Genomic DNA, 18,629 nt, shown 5'->3' with positions numbered 1-18,629 from the left:
ACGTCGGGGTCGTGCGACGGCAGTAGCAGCCCGGCGTGCTGCAACCTGGCCTGTAGTGCGCGCACGCGCCGGATGTCGGTGTGGACGCCCGCGGTGGGCGCGGACGGGTTCATTCCTTCGGCGGTGAAGGCGATGTCCCCGGTGAACCAGATATCAGTCTGGTCGGTGCGCAGTCGCACACTGACCGAACCCGGTGTGTGCCCCGGAGTGCAGACTGCCTGGATCGTTCCGTCTGCGGTGAGGGACACGGTGCGCCCGAGTTCGTCGGGCACACCTTCATCATCGACGTAACGGATGCGCGTTGCGGAATCGCGCCAGCGCCAGTGAAGCGCTCCGATTCGGGCCGCCACGGCATCCTCGGCTCGAGTGGTCCAGATGTCGACGCCCGCGAATGCGGGCACCGTGCCGGTGTGGTCGACGTGCTGATGGGTCAAGACCATTGCCCGGGCCTGCCTTGCGTCGAGTCCCACGTCGCGGAGCCGGTCGGGCAACGTCTCGCCCTCGCGGACGTCAAGCTTGATGAAGGATTGGATCAACGCACGCGTCCGCGGATCGGTGCGCCATGACTGCGGGTCGTTGTAGGAGGGCGATGCGCCGGCGTCGATGACGTACACGCCGTCGGGGTGGTCGATGGCGTAGCTCCAGATCGGCATCGGCGCCGCGAAGCGACGATCCGCGAGGATGGCCAGGAACCGCAGCAGCGACGGGCTGCGCTCCGGTAGACACCCGCAGGCGTGGCATCGCTTGATGGTGACGGTGCCGCTGTGAAATGCGTGCACCGTCACGGGTCGACCATCGATGGCGAAGGTCGCCGACACGCTGCGATCGGTCATGGCAACTACCTCGATCCGCTCTGTTGAACAATGTTCATCTTGACACCACTGTTGAACACTGTCAACCATGTTCTGGTGATCCGAAGCGTCGGTCAACACCACGGGGATCTGCGCCAGGCCTTGATCGCCGCAGCCCTCGAACTGGTCGCCGAATCCAATGCCGACGAGGTGACACTGCGCGCAGTCGCCCGCCGTGCGGGGGTCTCGGCCGCTGCGCCCTATCACCACTTCCCCGACAAGGACGCGCTGCTCGCCGCAGTCGCGCGCGACGGCTTCGACACGTTGGCGCGCAGTCAGCTCGAGGTCCTCGGTGGTGCCGGGTCCGCACCAGATCAGCTCGAGCGAGTGGTGATGGAGTACGTCCTATTCGCGACGCGGCACCGCACGCACTACGACGTGATGTTCCGGATTTTGCCGACCGACGTCGGCGGTGTCGAGGGGGACGCCTTGAGGGAGGCGGCGCAGGTGACCTTCACCCGTCTTGTCGACGCGGTCCGCGCTGCCAACCCCGAGCTCATCGCCGACGAAGCGACTCAGCGCGCGCTGTTGGCGTGGGCGTTCGCCCACGGCGCGGTCGACATCTCCCGGTGGGGTGCCGCGCTGCGGCCCGGCCTGGATGCCGAGGCACTGGCCGCCGAGGTAGGCCGCGAGGTCAGGCGCTTGGCTCTTCAGCACTAGTGGCATCCGGCATTGGCGTGTTTGCTCGGGCTAGTCGTGTGGGATACCGGCCCTGCAAGCGCCGGAACGCTCTGCTCAGGGTGCACAACCGATTGTGCCGCAGTCTTGAACCGCTCGAACGCCTCGAGGATGGTTTGTCGCTCGGGAGCATTGCCCCAAACACTGATGCCTTGGTGAGTGGTTGGCTCCCAGGTGCTTTCATCGACGACGAGGGTCACCGCATAAAACGACAGTTCCTTGTCGTTGGTGTGCTGACCGACTGAGAGCGCCATGCGGAATCCAAGTTGCATGACCACCCGCTGGTAGGAGGCCGTCATGTCCTCGAGCTCGGCGACCTGAATGTTGAGGTGCTGGATCCTGGTGCGAATCGGGTTGAGCGGCAACCTGTTCACGGACGCGAGCGCCACCGTGTGGTGGCGTTCGTTCACTCGTAGGAAGCGGATCTTGAACTTGAGGCCGCTGATCGTCTCATCGATGTAGTCAGTCAATCTCGCGTCGAACACGGTGCTGTAGTAACCGCGCATCTGGTGTGGCTTCTTGGTCGCGATGGCTACGTGCCCCATACCGCTCTCGCCGCTGACGAATCCGCCGTGTGCGGCAAGCTCAACGGCTGAGAAGCGCTGCGGGCGTTGACGTAGATCTCCTGCATCAGCCCGTTGGGTCCGGGAAACCGGACCAAGCGCTCGACGCCACGCAATGCGGCCTCCTCGGCGGAGCCTGCCGTGACTGGAACCCCATGGCTCCCCACCCGCGCCTCGATGGTGTCGAAGGTTTCGTGGTCGTCGACCTGCCAGCCCAGCGGACGGAGGGCGCCACCTGAAGGTCGCTGGCGTTCTGAAAGAGACTGGATGCGTTCCGCCGCTTTCGTTTCCACCCGCGGCGGTCAAGAGAACGTGAGGAAGCCCTTGGCGTAGACCCAGGCCGTGCCATTGGGCAGTCCGGGGAAGCCACCAAGCTCGATCGTGCCGACCCGGCACCAGTCGTCCCGGCAAGGCTCCATCAACGGATGCTGTTCGCCGGCCAGTAGGGTGCCGATCTTCTGTCCCTGGCCGTCCGGCTTGTCGTACATGTCCGTGTCCGCGACGACGGTGGCGGTTCCGAGGGTCTTGGCCGCGGGCTTGTCGGGCCCAGCGATTGGCCTGTTGTCGGGCGCCGGCGCGGGCGCGGGCGGCGGCGGCACAGGCACGCAGTTGAGCTCCTCGTTCATGTCCCACGACGCCGTGTCGTGATTTTCGTAGGTGTAGGCCCCGTGGCCCCTATTGTCGGGACCTACGGAACCGCTGAGAAGTAGGGGGGGATACTTGCTCCCCCGGGTGACCGTGAGATTGATGAGACTTCCTTTGGTGATGTCGCCGGTGATGGTGCCCTTCAAGCTGGTGCCATTTTGGTAGAAGGTCTCTGCACTGGCGTCGACGTGCGTTCCCGTCCGTGTGGTGAAATGTGTTTCACCGATGCCTGGGTAATCGATCGTTACCGCTCCCCCGGGGAACTGATACCCCCAGGGGGGTCGACGAAGCACGCGGCGGCAGCTTGGGCATGGGTGGGTGCGCGCGTGCAGGCGCAGGGATAGTGAACGCCCCAATCGCGGCAACCGCGGTCGCGATGGCCAAGAGTGCCGCGGGTGACATTCTGTTCACGGCTCTCCTTGGAGGTGCCGATCGACGGTTGGATATGGCGACGGTCTTACCCTCGACAGTCCAACGTTAGGCTCCGAAAGGCCGACTAAGAAATAGGGTGTTTCCCTATTTCTATGCCGTTACGTGCGCCCTATCTATGACCGGTGCTGCAGCGCGGCCGTGCGGCGAGCAAACCCGTCAATACGTCCACGCGGATGCCTCCCAAGAGGACAGGGTCTGACGCGGTGAAGACGACGGACTGGTAGAGCACGGCCGCCGGCTCCCGCTCGCCACGAGACCACGCCCTTGTTCGCCGAGGCGGACATTCTCTATCGAGTCGTTGCAGAGGGCAGCGGTGACAGGTCATAACGTCTAAGCGGAGGGACTGCGAACGGGGGCCGGCACGGCTCGGCGTGTTGTCGTTACGCTGGTCCGACGGGACGATGAACACGTCGCTCGGCGAAAGCTGCACTCTGCGGAGGGCGCAGTGCGCCCGGCCTGTTCGCGCAAACGCCTTCGCCGCCACTGGACCGCCGGTGCGCCGTCGCGTCCTGCAAGAGCATTGGTGGCTTCCGCGACGAGGTGAAATACATTGGTGTCAGCGACAGTCCGCCTGAAGCGGAAGGTCGCCAGTTCGAATCCGGTTCTGGCTGACATTCCCGCACGTGGGCCCGCGACCCATGTCACCTCATTGAGAAAGGTGACGATCCTCGGCGGTCGGGGCAGCAGCGCTACCAACTCACTGTTGGCCCACGACATGGTCGTCTTCCTGGCGGTCGTCGCAGGCGCTGGAGTCGAGACGACCGGTCGCCTGTTCGGCTGGATGGGAACGGTGTTGGCCGAACACCCCGATCAACGCAAGGAACTCGCCGAGGACCATTCTCTGATCCCGACCGCGATCGAGGAACTCCTTCGCTTCGAGCCCCCGGCCCGCACGTCGCGCGCTACGTCGCGACCGAGAACGTGACGTTCCAGGGGCAGGTCGTGCCGGCGGGGGGGTGTTGATGATGCTCGCCTCGGCCAACCGCAACGAACGCCACTTCGAGAACCCCGACGAGTTCAACATCCGACGCAAGCGGGCGGACACCTCACCTTTGGCCGCGGTGCCCACTTCTGCGTCGGTTCTCCCTTGGCACGCCTGGAGGGTCGCGTGGCGCTCGAGGAGGTGCTCAAGCGTTTTCCCGAGTGGGAGATCGACATCGACAACGCGCGCCGCTCGCGTACATCCACCGTCCGCGGCTGGGACTCCATGCCGGCAGTCATCGGTTGACGCGACACCGGCTCGGAACTGCGATGCAATTCGCTCGGCCGACCGGAACATATGAAGGTCGATCATCCGTAAAGATCGGATTCTCGGGATATCGGCCGTGGCCTCGGGCTTGCCCATACAAACCGCTGTTCTTAAGCGAGGGATACCGCTGGTACGGTGATATCAAGAGATATCGTCGCAAGGGAGCTCGCCGTGGCTGAACGCATTATTCGTCAACTGATCGATGATATCGACGGTTCCGACATTCCTGATGGCGCTGGTGAGCGGGTCGAGTTCTCGCTTCGGGGGTCTTCGTACCAAATCGACCTTTCGGTGGCCAATGTCGCCAAGCTCGAAAAGGCACTCAAACCATACGTCGATGCGGCGAGTAAGGTCAGGGGTGCGCGCGCTAGCCGAACCAAGTTGAGCACCAACGGAAAAGCCTCGAAGGAGCAACTCACCGCCGTTCGCGAATGGGCACGCGCAAATGGCCACGCAGTATCAGACCGCGGGCGTATCAAGGCTGAGGTTTTCGAAGCTTTCGAAGCGGCACACTAAGCGCAGTCCGAACTTCCCCGTATTCCTGGGCCGCGGTCGCGCATTCTGCTCATCCTTTGCGGTAACCGCAGCACGGGCAAAGAGATGGCGATGGCCACTGAAAATGTTTAGCGGTCCGACGCGAGGCGAGGTCCTCGTAATCAACGAGCGAAAACAGACTGCAGCGAATTCAGCGACGCGTCACCGCCTCATCCGATCAGCCATCGGCAAACCACGGGGTTCTGCATACATGCGGCGTTGATGTCGGGCAGGGCTCCCGAACACGGCAGGCCGTTCTCCTGTACGCAGCCCGGGGGCATGGGCGGGCATGGCGTCCCGTCGGGCCGCACGCACTGCTGCTGTTCGGGGCCCGCGTAGGCAGGCGCCACGGATGTGAACGCCATACCTAGAGCAACTGCGGCCGCGCCGCACAGAAGTTGGCTGATTTTCATGGTTCATTGCCTTTCTCGGCAGGAGCGGTCCTCGCCAATACTTGCCCGACGGTCATGAATGGCACGTCCAGCAACCCCCAGCGGGTCGTCTCGACACTATCGCGGAGCTGTGACATTCCTGAAGGGTTCAGCCGATTCCGTGTTCTGCGGCGTGACGGGACTCAGCAGCAGGCGACGGCCGCCGACCGCGTTTCGGGTCGACGGCCGTGGCCTTGTGCTGCGACGTACTTAGACCGCCAGCAAGCGATCGAAGAATTCCCGGTAGCGCTTCAACGCGAGGCGAAGATCTTCCGTGGACACGTCTTCCCCGCGCGCCCACTGCTGCTCCAGCTTCGAGCGAGCCTGCGATAAGCCGTCGGTGAGCTGCTGAACGACGTCTGACACCAATCCGTCGGCGGTCTGCACGCACTTGCGGGGATCGTCGACGAAGCCTGCCTGGACGTCATCCCAACGCGAACGCAGGCCCGATAGGTCTGCGGAGGCGAATAGTGGTTCCTCCATTGATGGTTGGACCATCGCAGGGGTGTGGGATTGGTCCACGGGAGCTTCGGCCTCTCGAGGAGAAGGGTTCGGCTCGGTTGCGGGGGCGGGCGGATGATCATCCCGTTGGGTGGGTTGCGTTGGCGCAGTGAGTGGATCGGCCGCCGCATTCAGCCGTTGGGGATCCGTCGCGTACCGATCTCGTTCACCTGTCGAGCCGTTGGTCTCCGCATCGTGCGGTTGCATGGTCATGCGTGTGCCTCCTGTGACTTGTCGGTGTCCTCGTGGGTTTCGAGTAGCTTGTCGAACAGCGCGCGGTAGTGCACGAACGCTTGGCGCTGTGCCTCCGTGTCGATCGAGCCCGCTTCCTGCGCCAGGTAGATGCCGTGCGCGGCTCGGTAGTTCTCGACCACCGAAGGGTGGTCGACCGAGATGTCGGCTGCGCGCCGATCGAAGTCGTCGACCGGATAGCCGCGCTCCGACATCACCCGCGTCACGAGCCGGTCCGCTTCTCCGACTGCGCTTTTCGGGTCGTCCACGAATGCGGTTTGCACGGCCCGCCATGAGTGGGCGTAATTGCCGTGCGACTCGGCGGTCAGCGGAACGATGTCGAGCTTCTCTCGCCTCTGCTCCCTGGCAGTGAGCTCCTTCTCCGCGGCAATCGGGTCGCCCGTTTCGGCGACGGTTCGCTGATACTCGGGGCCGAATCTCTGCTTCAGCCCCTCACTTCGCCTTCGATTGCTCCGGGAACCAGCGACGATCACCGCCACCGCAGCGACCACGACGATCGCTGCAATGAGAATCCATCCCCAAATAGGCATTGTCCGAACCTCCTTGTCCTTCGCGAGCTGTGTACCCGGACTCTTTCTACGGAAACGTCAATTCCAAGAATCGTCGTATCGTCAGTACGCTGTGGCGCTCGGCTCGGGGTGCGCGTTCTCAGCAGCGCCGAACAATGCCACCGCGACCGCTCCCGAGACCGCGCCGACGAACGCCACCGCCACCAGCCACCCCAGGCCGGGTACGGCGGTGTCACCGAGCAGCACCACGCCGGCGATGCCAGGCACCACCGTCTCCCCGACGACGAGGGCTGCGGATGCGCCGGTGACCGAACCGATCTGCAGCGCCACGGTGAACAGGTAGAAGCCGCCAATCCCGGCGATCGCCACTGCCCACGCGGCCGGGTCGGCCAACAGAACCGCGGGCCGCAGCGGATCGACCCCATCCACGATTCGCACCGCTACCGCCATGGCGCCGAACAGGATGCCCGCGACCAGTCCGGCTGCGACGGCGGCGCGGGCGCCCAGGACGCGGATCAGGCCGACCCCACCGAGCAGGGCGACGATCGAGAACACCAGCACGCCCCAGTGCATGGCAGGCGGCGAGGTGTCCTCACCGACGTGACCGGCAGTGAACCCCAGCACGCACAGGGACACGACGACCACCGCGATCGCCACCCAGTCGCGCAGGTGCAGGCGCACTCCCAGCACGACGACGCCGAGCACGGCCGTCACGACGAGGTTGGCACTCATGATCGTCTGCGACAGGAAGAGCGGAATCAGCCGAGCCGAGACGACGCTGCCCACGAAACCGACCGCGTCGAGGGCCATGCCAGCGAGGAACGCCGGGGTCAGCGCGGCGCGGATGGTGGCTCCCAGGGACGGGGCACCGGTCGCGGTGACGGACGTACCCGTGCCGCGGGCTGCGTCCGCGGCGGCGGAACTCCGCGCGCCGTAGGCCTGCAGGACCGATGCCGTGCCGTACCCGAAGCAGGCGACTAGCGCCGCCGCGAGGCCGATCAGCACGGGCTTCTCTCATCCATGATCGCAGTCATCAGAGCCAGTATCGCCGCAACATGGTCGGCGCCTGCGCGATTCGAGCCCGTAGGTCGCACGCTCGTAGTAGTGATGGATACCAGGACCGTGGCCGCTCGTGCGAGGAGACCCCATGTATGACCTGATGATCACCGGTGGGACCGTGGTCGACGGCACCGGCGACGAGCGGTACCGCGCGGACATCGGCGTCAAGGATGGGCGCATCGTGGAGGTCCGTCGTCGGGACGGCGACGATGCCGGGCTGGAGGCGGAGGCCGGGCGGACCATCGATGCGACGGGACGGATCGTCACTCCGGGCTTCGTGGACATCCACACCCACTACGACGGCCAAGTCAGTTGGGACGACACATTGGAGCCCTCCAGCCTGCACGGTGTCACCACGGTGGTGAGCGGCAACTGCGGCGTGGGATTCGCCCCGGTACGTCCGGGCCGCGAGCAATGGCTGATCGAGCTGATGGAAGGCGTCGAGGACATCCCTGGCAGCGCGCTGGCCGAGGGCATCACCTGGGGCTGGGAGAGCTTCCCCGAGTACCTGGACACGGTCGAGAAGCGTGATCTCGCCGTCGATTTCGGTGTGCAGATCGCCCACGGGGCGGTACGCGGTTACGCGATGGGAGAGCGCGGCGCGCGCAACGAACTCGCGACCGAGGATGACATCGCGGCGATGGCGCGCATCGTTCGGGAAGCCGTGGAGGCGGGAGCGTTGGGATTCTCCACGTCGCGCACGGAAGGTCATCGGGCGCTCGACGGCGAAGTAGTCCCGGGCACCTACGCGGCGGCCGATGAACTGTTCGGTCTCGGTCGGGCGATGGCGGCAGGTGGTCAGGCGGTATTCGAGGTGGCGCCGGACGGTACCGCCGGGGAACACCCGGACGCGCTCCTCGGCGAGGTCGACTGGATGATCCGGCTGGCTGCCGAGATCGACCGTCCAGTCTCGTTCGCCATGGTGCAGACACAGGGCAAGCCGGATCTCTGGCGCAAGCAGTTGGATCTCGCCGGCGCCGCCGTGGACGACGGGATCAGGGTGCATCCGCAGTTCGCGGCCCGACCGTTCGGCATGTTGTTCGGTTTCGCCGGCTATCACGCGTTCGACCACCGGCCCACGTTCCGCAAGCTCAAGGCCGAACTGGCCCGCGAAGAACTCGCAGAACGTCTCGCCGAACCGGCGGTGCGCGCGGCGATCCTGTCCGAAGCGGATCTACCCGCGCAGGCGGTGCCGATGTTCGACGGGCTCTTCGCCATGATCCAGCACAGCGTCGACAACCTGTATGCGATCGGCGACCCGCCCGACTACGAGCCCACCGTCGAGAAGACCGTGGGGGCGATCGCCCGCAGTCGGGGTGAGGACCCCCTGGCGACGATGTACGACCTGATGCTTGAGTCGGACGGGACGGCACTGTTGATGTTGCCCTTCTTCAACTACGCCGAGGGCAACCACGACGCGATATACGACATGATCTCGCACCGGGCGGCGGTCTCGGGTCTGTCCGACGGCGGTGCGCACTGCGGTCTGATCTGCGATGCGTCGTACCCGACCTACCTGCTGACTCACTGGGCCCGCGACCGCAGTCGCGGGCCACGGTTCTCCCTGGAGTACATGGTGCGCAAGCAGACCCTGGACACCGCCACCCTGTTCGGACTCGGGGACCGCGGGGTGATCGCCGTGGGCAAGAAGGCCGACGTCAACGTCATCGACATGAACGCACTGCAACTCGACGTGCCCCGGATGGCGTACGACCTGCCTGCCGGCGGGCGCCGTCTGATCCAGGGAGCCAGGGGATACGACGCCACCGTGGTCGGCGGCGTCGTTACCCGGCGCCACGGCGTCGACACCGGTGCCCGGCCCGGCAGGCTGCTGCGCGGCGTCAGGTAGCGGTGCCGAGGCGAATACCGCTGTAGCGCTGCCGCTACCATCGCGCAGTGACGCAACTCGTTCTGTCGATCCTGCTTGGAGCCGCGGTCGCAGCCGTCATCCGCTGACAGTCCTGCTCATCGTCACGTCTCGAAGGCTCGCGGAGACCCGACGGCGACTCGAACGCGCTCGACGCGAGCAGCCAAGGCCCCGCCGGAGGCGACCAGGGTTGGCGCCGTTCGCGATCAGAAAGACCTGGCGAACAGCGGAGATGTTGCGCGCGAGGGGAATTGGTGCCACCGTACGCAACTCGATCGAGGATCTGGCGGGATGGGCCAGCGTCGAGCGGCCCGACCTGGCGCGGTTGGCGGCCGACGGAAACGTCGTCGTCGTCGTGTTCTCCGACATCGAAGGCTCCACGGAGCGCAACGAAGCACTCGGCGACCGTGAGTGGGTGAAACTGCTGCAGCGCCACGAGCAGCTCGTTCGATCGTCGGTCGACGATCGCGGTCACGTCGTGAAGAATCCAGGCGACGGTTTCATGCTTGCCTTCGCTGATCCCGAAGGCGCCCTGCGCTGCTGTCGACGTGCAGCGAGAACTCGCCGGAAACCCAGATCGTTGGCAGAACATCAAGGTGCGCATGGGGATTCACATGGGCGCTTCGGTGCGGCGAGGGGATGACCTGTTCGGTCTCAACGTCGCGATGGCGGCTCGGATCGCCGGGCACGCCGACGGTGGCGAAATTCTGATCAGTGACGTCGTGCGCGAAGCGATCGGGCATGCCGACGGCATCGCCGTGACGGGTGCGGAGGTCGTCGAGTTCAAGGGATTCAGCGGAACGTACGAGGTGTTCCCCGTCGCGCTCGGTACCTGAGGGTCAGGCCGGTCGTCCCGGTCGAGGCAAGGGTGGTGATCACCGAGGGCAACTACCTGGCGCTCCGGACGGCGCCTGGGAACTGGGGCGTGGCGAGATCGACCGGCTGTACTACCTCGACTGCCCGTCGGAGGTGCGCCGAACGCGATTGATCGCACGCCATGTCGCCGGTGGCCGAAGCCGTGCCGAGGCGGAGCAGTGGGTTGACCTCGTCGATGAGCCCAATGCCGCGCTCATCGCCCGCACGGAGACGAACTGTGACGTGACGCTGTACGTGAACGCGCCTAGTTGACTCACTCCGCCGGTTCGTACCGCAACATGGTGACCCCGGTGTCCGGGTAGTCGGTGAACAACGGCCGTACCCGCATGCCCACCCGGATGGCCTCGGGCGCGGCGTTGACGATCTCGGTCGAGAATCGCGGACCCTCGTCCCACTGAACGATGGCAAGGATCTGCGGCACGTCATCGACGAAGTGAGGTGACACGGGGCGGTAGCTGACGGTGAACGTGTACAGCGAACCCGCGCCGCTGATCTCGCGCCACTCCAGGTCGTCGGCCAGGGTGCCGGGGGCCAGTACCCGCGGATAGAACACGTACCGTCCCGTCGACGGGGAGTACTGAATGCGGATCGTGTGTTCGCTCAATGCATCCCAGAACGGTCGGGCGGTCGGTGTCGGGACCGGCATCGGCTTGGACCTGGTGCTCACGTCTAGTCGCCCTCCAAGACGAGCGTCGTCTGTTCGGACAGGATGCCACCGTTGCCCGAGACGAACGCACGGTTGCAGTCGCCCACCTGGGTCTCGTCGCCGCGGCCCATGATCTGCCGGGTGGCATCGCAGACGTGGTGCATGCCGCCTGCCGTTCCAGCCTGTCCGTAACCAAGCTGTCCGCCCGCGGTGTTCATGGGGAAGTCGCCGCGGAACGTCAGATCGTGGTTCGCGACGAACTGCAGGCCGGTGCCCTTCTCGCAGAAGCCGGCATCCTCGAGACTCAATAGAGCGGTGATCGTGTAACAGTCGTAGATGGAGACCATGTCCATGTCCGACGGCCCCAGATTCGCCATGCTGAAGGCAGATTCGGCCGCCCTGATCATGGGAGTCTGGAGGAGGTCTGCGGCATAGGTGGGCGTCTTGTAGGGCACGCGCTCACCGAAACCCTTGACCCACACTGGCCGGTGTCGGCTGCGCCGCGCAAGCTCTGCGTTCGTGACGAGCACTGCGGCGCCACCCAACACCGGCATCACGATCTCCAGCATGTGCAGCGGTGACGCGATCACGGGGCTGTTGAGCACGTAGTGATTTGTACATCCGAAAAGATGGCTCCCGGTGTGTGATTCGCGTTGACCCGCTGGTCGACGCTGATCTTGGCCATGGCCCTCTCGTCGTAACCGTAGGTCGCCGCGTAGAGGGTGGCGACCTGACCGTAAGGACCGTTCTGGCCGAGATTGCCATATGGGATCTCGAACTCGGCCTGCGGTGAGCCGTAACGGTTGCTGGAGGCGCCGAGGTACAGCATGTCGCCGAAGTCGGCGGGTTTGTCCTCCGAGACCGGCGTCAGCGGCGTCGCGGGCACCACGCACAGCACGGCATTGCAGATACCGAGCTCGATCGCCGCAGCAGCTCGCCACACCATGGCGGCCGAACTTGCCCCACCGAGATCGACGAGCTCGGCGAAATTGGCTCGGATGCCAAGGTATTCGATGATCGTCGACGGTACGAAGATGTGTGACTCCTGCAGGTGTCCGGTGCAGATGCCGTCGACGTCCGCGGCGTCCAGGCCGGCATCGGCGATCGTCGAGGCGGCCAGCCGGGCCCACTGCTCCAGGTTGAACTCCAGCGGGCCGGGCGGACGCTTGGTCGAGGGCAACTCGGTATAGCCGACGATCGCCGCCTTACCCCGTAGGCCCATAGCCGTTGCTCTCCTTCGCTCGGACCGAACACGGAACACCTTTCAATACCTGGGTATTGCTCGGGACGTCGATCAGGCTCGGCGGATTGAGAAGGTTGGAGTTCACCCCGGGGTGTGCGTTGGCGGTGTCCAGCCGGGTACCCGCGACACCGTGGCCCCATCCGTGCGGCAGGCAGACCACGCCGGGCATGACCTCATCGCTGACTTCCGCTGCCACGGACAGCGCACCTTCCGAGGTGGCGATTTCGGCGACTTCGCCTGTGCTGATGCCGATTCGCGCCGCGTCGACCGGGTGAATCAACAGCGTGCAGCGTTCTCTGCCCCGCATCAGCGCGGGGACGTTGTGCAGCCACGAGTTGTTCGAGCGCAGATGACGCCGGCTGGTCAGCACGAAGTCCGGTGACTCTCGGTCGATCCGGGCGGCCAACCGCGTGACGTCGCCGGCCAGGTGTGGATGGAACAGTTCGACCTTGCCGGACGGGGTGGTGACGATTTCGTCGATCCGGCCGCCTGCGACTTCCTCGAGTCGTATTCCGTTGGGCTGCTCGCGGACTGCCTGCAGAGTGAGTCCACCGGGCCGCTCACCGAGGCCGTCGCCCCACGGTCCGAGCCTGATGCCGAGGTCGACCAGTCGGGCAGGTCCGCCGCCGGCGAGTGCCGCGAGCGCTTGCGCGGGATCACGCCCCGTCAAGGGAGTGTTCGGCTGGGTGCACACGGTGGCGATCAAGCCGCCGACGTAGAGGTCGTCCAGGGCAGCCACGTCGACGTCGGGAACCGCCGTGCCGAACAGCGACCCCGCGAGTTTGAGGAGCAGCTCCCACTCGGCGGGCCGGGGGGAGGGTTCGAACACTGGCTCGGACCACTTCAGGCACGACGCAACGGAATACGCCCAGTTCAAGTCGTCGGAGTGCGGCCGCTCCAAGGGCGAGAGTCCCGGCAGGATCACGTCGGTGTGGCGGGTGGTCTCGTTGAGCCAGCTGTCGACCGAGATCATCGCGTCGAGTGTCTCCATTGCGGATGCCAGCCTGCGGCTGCCCGGGGCCGAGATGACCGGGTTCCCCGCGACCGTGACGAGGGCGTGAATCTGGCCGTCGCCCGGGGTGTCGATCGCCTCTGCCAGGCAGCTGATCGGAAATTGTCCGAACACCTCCGGTGCGTGGCGCACGCGGCTGTGGAATCGGCCGAACTGCCAGCCGTCGGTGGGTTGGTCGGGAGGCTTCATGAACATCTGCGACCACGCCGCGGGCCGCGGGAAGACCGCGCCACCCCTGCGGTCCAGCGCGCCGACCGCGGCGTTGACTACGAATACGAGCCAGGTGGCCAGGGTGCCGAACTCCTGGGTGCAGGCGCCGATCCTGCTGTACAGCGCGGGATTGTCGGCGTGCGCAAGTTCGCGTGCCATGCGGTGGATGGTCTCCGCGCAGATGCCGGTGGCCTCGGCGACCCGTTCCGGTGCGAACGACGCAGCGAGCGCGATCACCTCGTCCAAGCCGGTGACACGGTCGCGGAGGTGTTCGGGGCGTCGGATCCAGCCGTGCTCGGCCAAGGTGTGCAGAATTCCGAACAGCAAGAGGGCGTCGGTACCCGGGCGGATCGGCACCCATTCGGTGGCCCGCTCGGCGGTCCGGGTACGGCGGGGGTCGACGACGACGACCTTGCCTCGTCGAGCGATGGCACCGAGCGCGCCCATGACGTCGGGTGCCGACAACATCGACCCCTGGGAAGCAGAAGGGTTGGCGCCGAGGATGATCAGGTGATCGGTGTGCGCGAGGTCGGGAATCGGTCCGTTCCACATGCCCCCGAACAGCAGGGCGCTGACGACGTTCAATGGCCACTGGTCGACGGTGCCCGGCGTGTAGTACGCCTGCATTCCCGCCGCCTGACCGAAGCCGATGAGTGCGCCGACGTAGAGGCTCAGTCCGATGTTGTGGGCGACGGGGTTGCCCAGATACACCGTCATCGCCTCGGCGCCGTAGCGATCGATCACCGGCCGCAACACCCGCTCCGATTCGGCCAGTGCGTCGTCCCAAGAAACCGTCACGTGCTCGCCGTTGGGCCGCTTCACGAGCGGAAGTCGTAGTCGGTCCGGATCGTGGTGTATCTGACCCAGCGACACACCCTTTGGGCACGAATGGCCGCGCGACCAGACGTCGTCACGGTTGCCCCGCACGGACTGGACCACGTTCTTGGACACCCGCACCGTCAGCCCGCACATCGCTTCGCACAGGGGACACGTCACCTCGTGCTCCGACAGGTCGATGCTCAACCCTCCGGCAGGATCAACGACAGCATCACGTCGAGTCGGTTGGCCATGGTGCGGTAGGTGAAGGTGCTCGACTGAACTTGAAGCAGCGCGCCCCAGAACACCGTCTCCAGGGTGGCCAGGACATCCGGCCACGCTCCGGTGCCCAGCGCCACCGACAGCCGGCGGCGTACCTCCGCGGCTATCCGGGACTGGATGTCCGTGATCGCCGGATCGTCGTTGCGCAGCAGCGCCTGCGTGCAGGCGACCGCGAGGCGCGGTTCGTCGGCGACGACGAGCGTGATCGCACACAACTGTTCGCTGACGCGGGCCTGGATGCTCGCCACCGGGTCGACGACGAGCGGGAGTTGGGTGACGCGGTTGAGGTAAAGCTCGGCGTACATCGCGTCCATCGACGGGAAGTGCGCGCGTAGTGCGGCGGGCGCGATTCTGGCGCGCGCGGCGAGTGTCGGCACGGAGACGGCGGGCTGGGCTGAATCGTCCAGCATTGCCGCGGCCGCACCGAAGACGCGGCGGCTCGTGAGGGTGCGCTGCGTGTGGGGATCCCGCAGCCTGGTGACGTGTGTCACCACAGAGCTGGACATGTGTCCAGGCTATCGGACGTGTCGGGTGTTCGCGATCGTTGGATGTACTCGGTTCTGAATCAGCAACTTTGAGGGCACGAAGCTGAAAACCACGGATTGCTCGGATGAGAGGCCAGCCGCCACCTGTAACCAAAACAGACACGTGTCCAGTTCGCTATGCCAGCGTACGCTCCGTCTTGAGGGCCGGGCCAGGGCGCCGGGTGGCCAGTACCAGACCGCCGAGTATCAAGGCCAGGCCGGCCAGGTTCCACGGCGTGAGCGGTTCATTCAGCACGATCACCCCCGCGGCGAGCGCTACCGCCGGGTTGACGTAGGTGAACACCAGTGCGCGTGCGGCGCCGACCTCCCGGATGAGTGCGAAGAACACGATGAACGCAACGGCGGTGCAGATCACGGCGAGCGTCGCCAGCGCCACGAGGACGCGCGTCGAGGGCGTCGCCGTAGGCCAGGTCGCGGCCGCGGGTCCGACGTACACGGCTGCCGCGACGCTGAGGCAGGCGGCGGTCATGGGCAGTGTGGGGACGTCCGCGAGGTAGCGGGCAGCGATCAGCGGGGCGATCGCGTAACACAGTGCCACCAGAAGGACTTCGGAGACCGGCCAGGCGCTGCCTCCCGTCATCTCGGGGCCGGCCAGTACCGCGACGCCGGCCAGTCCGACGGCAAGCCCGGCGATTCGCTTACCGCCCAACCGTCTTTCGCCACCGGTCAGCCGGTCGAGCACCGCGGCGAGGATGGGTGCGGCCGCGATGAGGAGTCCGGTCAGCGAACTCGAGATTTGGCGCTCGGCGTCCGACAGGAGCAGCCAGGCGGCGGTGATCTCGAAGAACGCGAAGGTCAGTACCGGCTTCCAGCATGTGAGCACTGGTGCCCACGCGGCGCGGGACAGAACGAGCGGCAACAGTACGGCAGCGCCGATTGCCGTTCGCGCGAAAACCAGCACGGGCGCCGAGACGCCTTCCACCGCCACCTTGATCAGCAGGTACGGAATGCCCCAGATGACACTCATCGCCGCGAAGAGCAGCCAACCCCGGGGACTCACCCGCGGGTGAGCTCCGCATAGCGCGTCACGTGGTGGTCGGTCGATCCGAACTCGTACTGCACGGCGGTGAGCCGCTTGAAGTAGTGCCCGATCGAGAGCTCCTCGGTCATGCCCATTCCGCCGTGGAGTTGCACGGCGTTCTGGCCGATGAACCTGGCCGCCCTGCCGATCGTCGCCTTGGCCGCGGACACCGCGCGGACCCGCGTCGCGGCGTCCGCCTCGAGGTTCAGCACCGCGAGGTAGACCGCCGCGACGGCCTGTTCGAGCTCCATGTGCATGTCGACCATGCGGTGCTGCAAGGCCTGGAAGCTGCCGATCGGCTGCCCGAACTGCTGACGTTGCTTGCAGTATTCGACGGTGTCGGCGAATACCCGCCGCATGGCGCCGACGGCCTCGGCGCACACGGCGGCGGCGCCTTCGTCGCGCGCCTGGGCGAGCGATGGCCAGGCCTCGCCCTCGCGGCCGAGCAACGCGTCCGCCGGCAGTCGCAGATCTTTGATGACCAGATCGGCGGCGCGGCGATCGTCTACCGTGCGATAACTGTGCAAGTCGAGGCCCGAGTCGACTTCTTCGATGCCGAGGAGGAACAGTGACACACCGTTCTCCGAGCGCGCGGTGATGAGGAGATGCGTCGCGAGCGGTGCGCTGACGACCATCATCTTGGACCCCTTGAGCACCCAGCCTGATCCGTCGCGGTGTGCCGTGGTCGCCACGTCGAGCCAGCGGTCGCCCGACTGCTCCTCGGCTACGGCAAGGGCAACGATCGCCTGTCCCGCGGCGATGCGTTGGAGAACATCGGCCGCCCTCTCGCCTCCGGCCCTGAGTAGAAGGCCCGCGGCGACCACCGCGGTGTCCACATAGGGTTCGATGACCAGCGCGTGACCGAGCGCCTCCGCGATCACCATCACCTCGACGGGACCCCCGCCGCTGCCGCCCACGTCTTCGGGCAACGCGGCGCCGAGAATTCCCAGTTCGTCCGCGAATACGCGCCAGATGTCGGGCTGCCAGCCGGCTCCGGTCTTGGCGGCAGCGCGACTGCGTTCGAGTTGGTAGCGCGTCGCAAGGAACTTGGTGAGGCCTTTGCGAAGCATCTCTTGTTCGCCGGAGAGTCTGAAGTCCATCTATAGCCCCAGCGCTGCCTTGGCGAGGATATTGCGTTGAATTTCGTTGCTGCCCGCGTAAATCGAGCCCGCCCGGTCGTTGAAGTACCGCAGGGGAGCGACCGCCTGCCACGGTTCGCCGCTGACGTAGTTGTCGGGCGGCGGCTCGTACTCGGCGATCGGCCCGCCCGGTCGTGTCGCGTGAGGTTGATAGGCACGGCCGCGCGGACCTGCCGCCTCCATGGCCAGCTCGGTGAGGGTCTGACTGAGTTCGGTGGTGAGGATCTTGAGCATCGATGACGCCGGGCCGGGGTGGCCACCGCCGGCGAGGGCTGCCAGCACCCGGTATTCGAGGATCTCCAACACGTCGGTGCGGATGCGGGCATCGGCGAGCTTCCGAGAGAAGGCCGGGCAGTCGATGAGTCGATCTCCGTCGGGGCCCGGCTGGGCCGCTGCTGCTGCGGTCACCTCCTCGGCCATCACCTGAAGGGCAGGCGCACTAGCGCCACCGCCCCGCTCGAACTCGAGCAGGTACTTGGCGACCGCCCATCCATCGTCGACGTCGCCGATGACGTTGGTCTTCGGGACGCGCACCTCGTCGAAGAAGACTTGATTCTGGATCTCCTCGCCGGAGGTCATGACCAGTGGGCGGATCTGGATGCCGGGCGAGGTCATGTCAATGAGCAGGAAGGTGATGCCCTGCTGCTTCTTGGCCATCCGAGACGTGCGGACGAGGCCGAACATCCAGTTCGCCTCGCGGGCGTGGGTGGTCCAAATCTTGCTCCCCGTACACACCAGATCGTCGCCATCGTCGAGCGCGGCCATCGACAGTGAGGCGAGGTCGGATCCGGCCTCGGGTTCGGAGTACCCCTGGCAGAAGAACACCTCGCCGGTGAGGATGCGCGGGAGGAAGTAGTCCTTCTGAGCCTGTGTGCCGTACTTGACGATGGCATGCGCAACCATGCGAATTCCCATGGGCGACAACGATGGAGCACCCGCGAGGGTGGACTCGCGACTGAAGACGTAGTGCTGGGTGAGGCTCCAGTCGCAACCACCGTGTTCACGAGGCCACGCCGGTGCCGCCCAACCGCGTTCGTGCAGGATCCGCTGCCATTCGAGGCTCGCGCCGTGATCACTGTAGACACTGGTCATCAGACGGCCAGACCGTCGAAGTTCCGGTGTCAGCTTCTCATCGAGGAAGGTGCGCACCTCGTCGCGAAACGCGATGTCGGTCGGCGACCACACAAGGTCCACTGTCGTCCCCCGTCGTTCGATGCGAGTACCGGCGACAGTAAACCTGGTTACCCAACTACGGTCGTAAGCGGGTA

At 65.8% G+C, this 18,629-nt stretch carries 15 protein-coding genes and 4 pseudogenes; 5 read left to right on the top strand and 14 right to left on the bottom strand.

What is annotated here, in order from left to right:
* A partial coding sequence (locus VET27_RS05065) for an MBL fold metallo-hydrolase (protein ID WP_526515746.1) occupies positions 1-833 on the bottom strand: 833 nt, incomplete at its 3' end.
* Between the two features lie 75 nt (positions 834-908).
* Between VET27_RS05065 and VET27_RS05060 the strand changes: the two genes are divergently transcribed.
* On the top strand, positions 909-1,511 hold the full coding sequence (locus VET27_RS05060; RefSeq protein WP_526515744.1) for a TetR/AcrR family transcriptional regulator: 603 nt from the start codon (positions 909-911) through the stop codon (positions 1,509-1,511).
* Here VET27_RS05060 and VET27_RS05055 read toward each other — a convergent pair.
* Positions 1,508-2,310 (bottom strand): annotated as a pseudogene (locus VET27_RS05055) (VOC family protein); the annotation flags it as partial. The gene VET27_RS05060 and the pseudogene VET27_RS05055 sit on opposite strands and share 4 nt — an antisense overlap.
* Before the next feature lie 84 nt (positions 2,311-2,394).
* Positions 2,395-2,883, bottom strand: coding sequence for a hypothetical protein (locus tag VET27_RS05050; protein ID WP_526515742.1), 489 nt, complete (start codon positions 2,881-2,883; stop codon positions 2,395-2,397).
* 1,004 nt (positions 2,884-3,887) lie between these two features.
* Between VET27_RS05050 and VET27_RS05045 the strand changes: the two are divergent.
* Positions 3,888-4,397, top strand: a pseudogene (locus VET27_RS05045) (cytochrome P450); the annotation flags it as partial.
* 192 nt (positions 4,398-4,589) lie between these two features.
* Positions 4,590-4,934, top strand: a complete 345-nt coding sequence (locus VET27_RS05040) for an Lsr2 dimerization domain-containing protein (RefSeq protein WP_526515740.1) — start codon at positions 4,590-4,592, stop codon at positions 4,932-4,934.
* A gap of 188 nt (positions 4,935-5,122) precedes the next feature.
* Here the strand turns inward: VET27_RS05040 and VET27_RS05035 are convergent, their stop codons facing one another.
* The 4 genes from VET27_RS05035 to VET27_RS05020 form a co-directional block, all read right to left on the bottom strand.
* Positions 5,123-5,317 carry a hypothetical protein gene (locus tag VET27_RS05035; RefSeq protein ID WP_526515738.1) on the bottom strand — a complete coding sequence of 65 codons (195 nt, stop codon included), beginning with the start codon at positions 5,315-5,317 and terminating at the stop codon, positions 5,123-5,125.
* A 276-nt stretch (positions 5,318-5,593) separates the two neighbouring features.
* Positions 5,594-5,866 carry a hypothetical protein gene (locus VET27_RS05030; protein ID WP_526515736.1) on the bottom strand — a complete coding sequence of 91 codons (273 nt, stop codon included), beginning with the start codon at positions 5,864-5,866 and terminating at the stop codon, positions 5,594-5,596.
* Between the two features lie 227 nt (positions 5,867-6,093).
* A complete protein-coding gene (locus VET27_RS05025; protein ID WP_526515734.1) occupies positions 6,094-6,666 on the bottom strand; it encodes a hypothetical protein in 573 nt (190 codons plus the stop codon).
* 81 nt (positions 6,667-6,747) lie between these two features.
* The gene (locus VET27_RS05020; RefSeq protein WP_526515732.1) at positions 6,748-7,650 is read right to left on the bottom strand and encodes a hypothetical protein; all 903 of its coding nucleotides are present in this window, start codon (positions 7,648-7,650) and stop codon (positions 6,748-6,750) included.
* 142 nt (positions 7,651-7,792) lie between these two features.
* Here VET27_RS05020 and VET27_RS05015 point away from each other — a divergent pair, with 142 nt between their 5' ends.
* Together VET27_RS05015 and VET27_RS05010 are read left to right on the top strand one after the other, a co-directional pair.
* Positions 7,793-9,553: an N-acyl-D-amino-acid deacylase family protein gene (locus tag VET27_RS05015; protein WP_526515730.1), complete on the top strand. Its 1,761-nt coding sequence runs from the start codon at positions 7,793-7,795 to the stop codon at positions 9,551-9,553.
* A gap of 103 nt (positions 9,554-9,656) precedes the next feature.
* Positions 9,657-10,407, top strand: a pseudogene (locus tag VET27_RS05010) (adenylate/guanylate cyclase domain-containing protein).
* Positions 10,408-10,700: 293 nt separating this feature from the next.
* On the opposite strand, the gene VET27_RS05005 reads toward VET27_RS05010, so the two are convergent.
* The 7 genes and pseudogenes from VET27_RS05005 to VET27_RS04975 all read right to left on the bottom strand — a co-directional run bounded on the left by VET27_RS05005 (position 10,701) and on the right by VET27_RS04975 (position 18,555).
* The gene (locus VET27_RS05005) at positions 10,701-11,093 is read right to left on the bottom strand and encodes a Zn-ribbon domain-containing OB-fold protein (RefSeq protein WP_526515750.1); all 393 of its coding nucleotides are present in this window, start codon (positions 11,091-11,093) and stop codon (positions 10,701-10,703) included.
* Between the two features lie 23 nt (positions 11,094-11,116).
* A pseudogene (locus VET27_RS05000) lies at positions 11,117-12,315 on the bottom strand (thiolase family protein).
* The gene (locus tag VET27_RS04995; protein WP_526515728.1) at positions 12,299-14,581 is read right to left on the bottom strand and encodes a molybdopterin-dependent oxidoreductase; all 2,283 of its coding nucleotides are present in this window, start codon (positions 14,579-14,581) and stop codon (positions 12,299-12,301) included. The pseudogene VET27_RS05000 and the gene VET27_RS04995 overlap by 17 nt, the downstream one beginning before the upstream one ends.
* Complete coding sequence (locus VET27_RS04990; protein WP_526515726.1) at positions 14,578-15,162, bottom strand: TetR family transcriptional regulator; 585 nt, start codon at positions 15,160-15,162, stop codon at positions 14,578-14,580. The genes VET27_RS04995 and VET27_RS04990 overlap by 4 nt, the downstream gene beginning before the upstream one ends.
* A 154-nt stretch (positions 15,163-15,316) precedes the next feature.
* Positions 15,317-16,201, bottom strand: coding sequence for an EamA family transporter (locus tag VET27_RS04985; protein WP_526515724.1), 885 nt, complete (start codon positions 16,199-16,201; stop codon positions 15,317-15,319).
* Positions 16,198-17,322 carry an acyl-CoA dehydrogenase family protein gene (locus tag VET27_RS04980; protein WP_526515722.1) on the bottom strand — a complete coding sequence of 375 codons (1,125 nt, stop codon included), beginning with the start codon at positions 17,320-17,322 and terminating at the stop codon, positions 16,198-16,200. Before VET27_RS04980 ends, VET27_RS04985 begins: the two co-directional genes overlap by 4 nt.
* The gene (locus VET27_RS04975; protein WP_526515720.1) at positions 17,323-18,555 is read right to left on the bottom strand and encodes an acyl-CoA dehydrogenase family protein; all 1,233 of its coding nucleotides are present in this window, start codon (positions 18,553-18,555) and stop codon (positions 17,323-17,325) included.
* Between the last annotated feature and the right edge of the window lie 74 nt (positions 18,556-18,629).

The organism is Mycobacterium sp. (genome assembly GCF_035633495.1).
Lineage (GTDB): Bacteria > Actinomycetota > Actinomycetes > Mycobacteriales > Mycobacteriaceae > Mycobacterium.
This window is presented reverse-complemented; position numbering and strand designations above follow the sequence as displayed.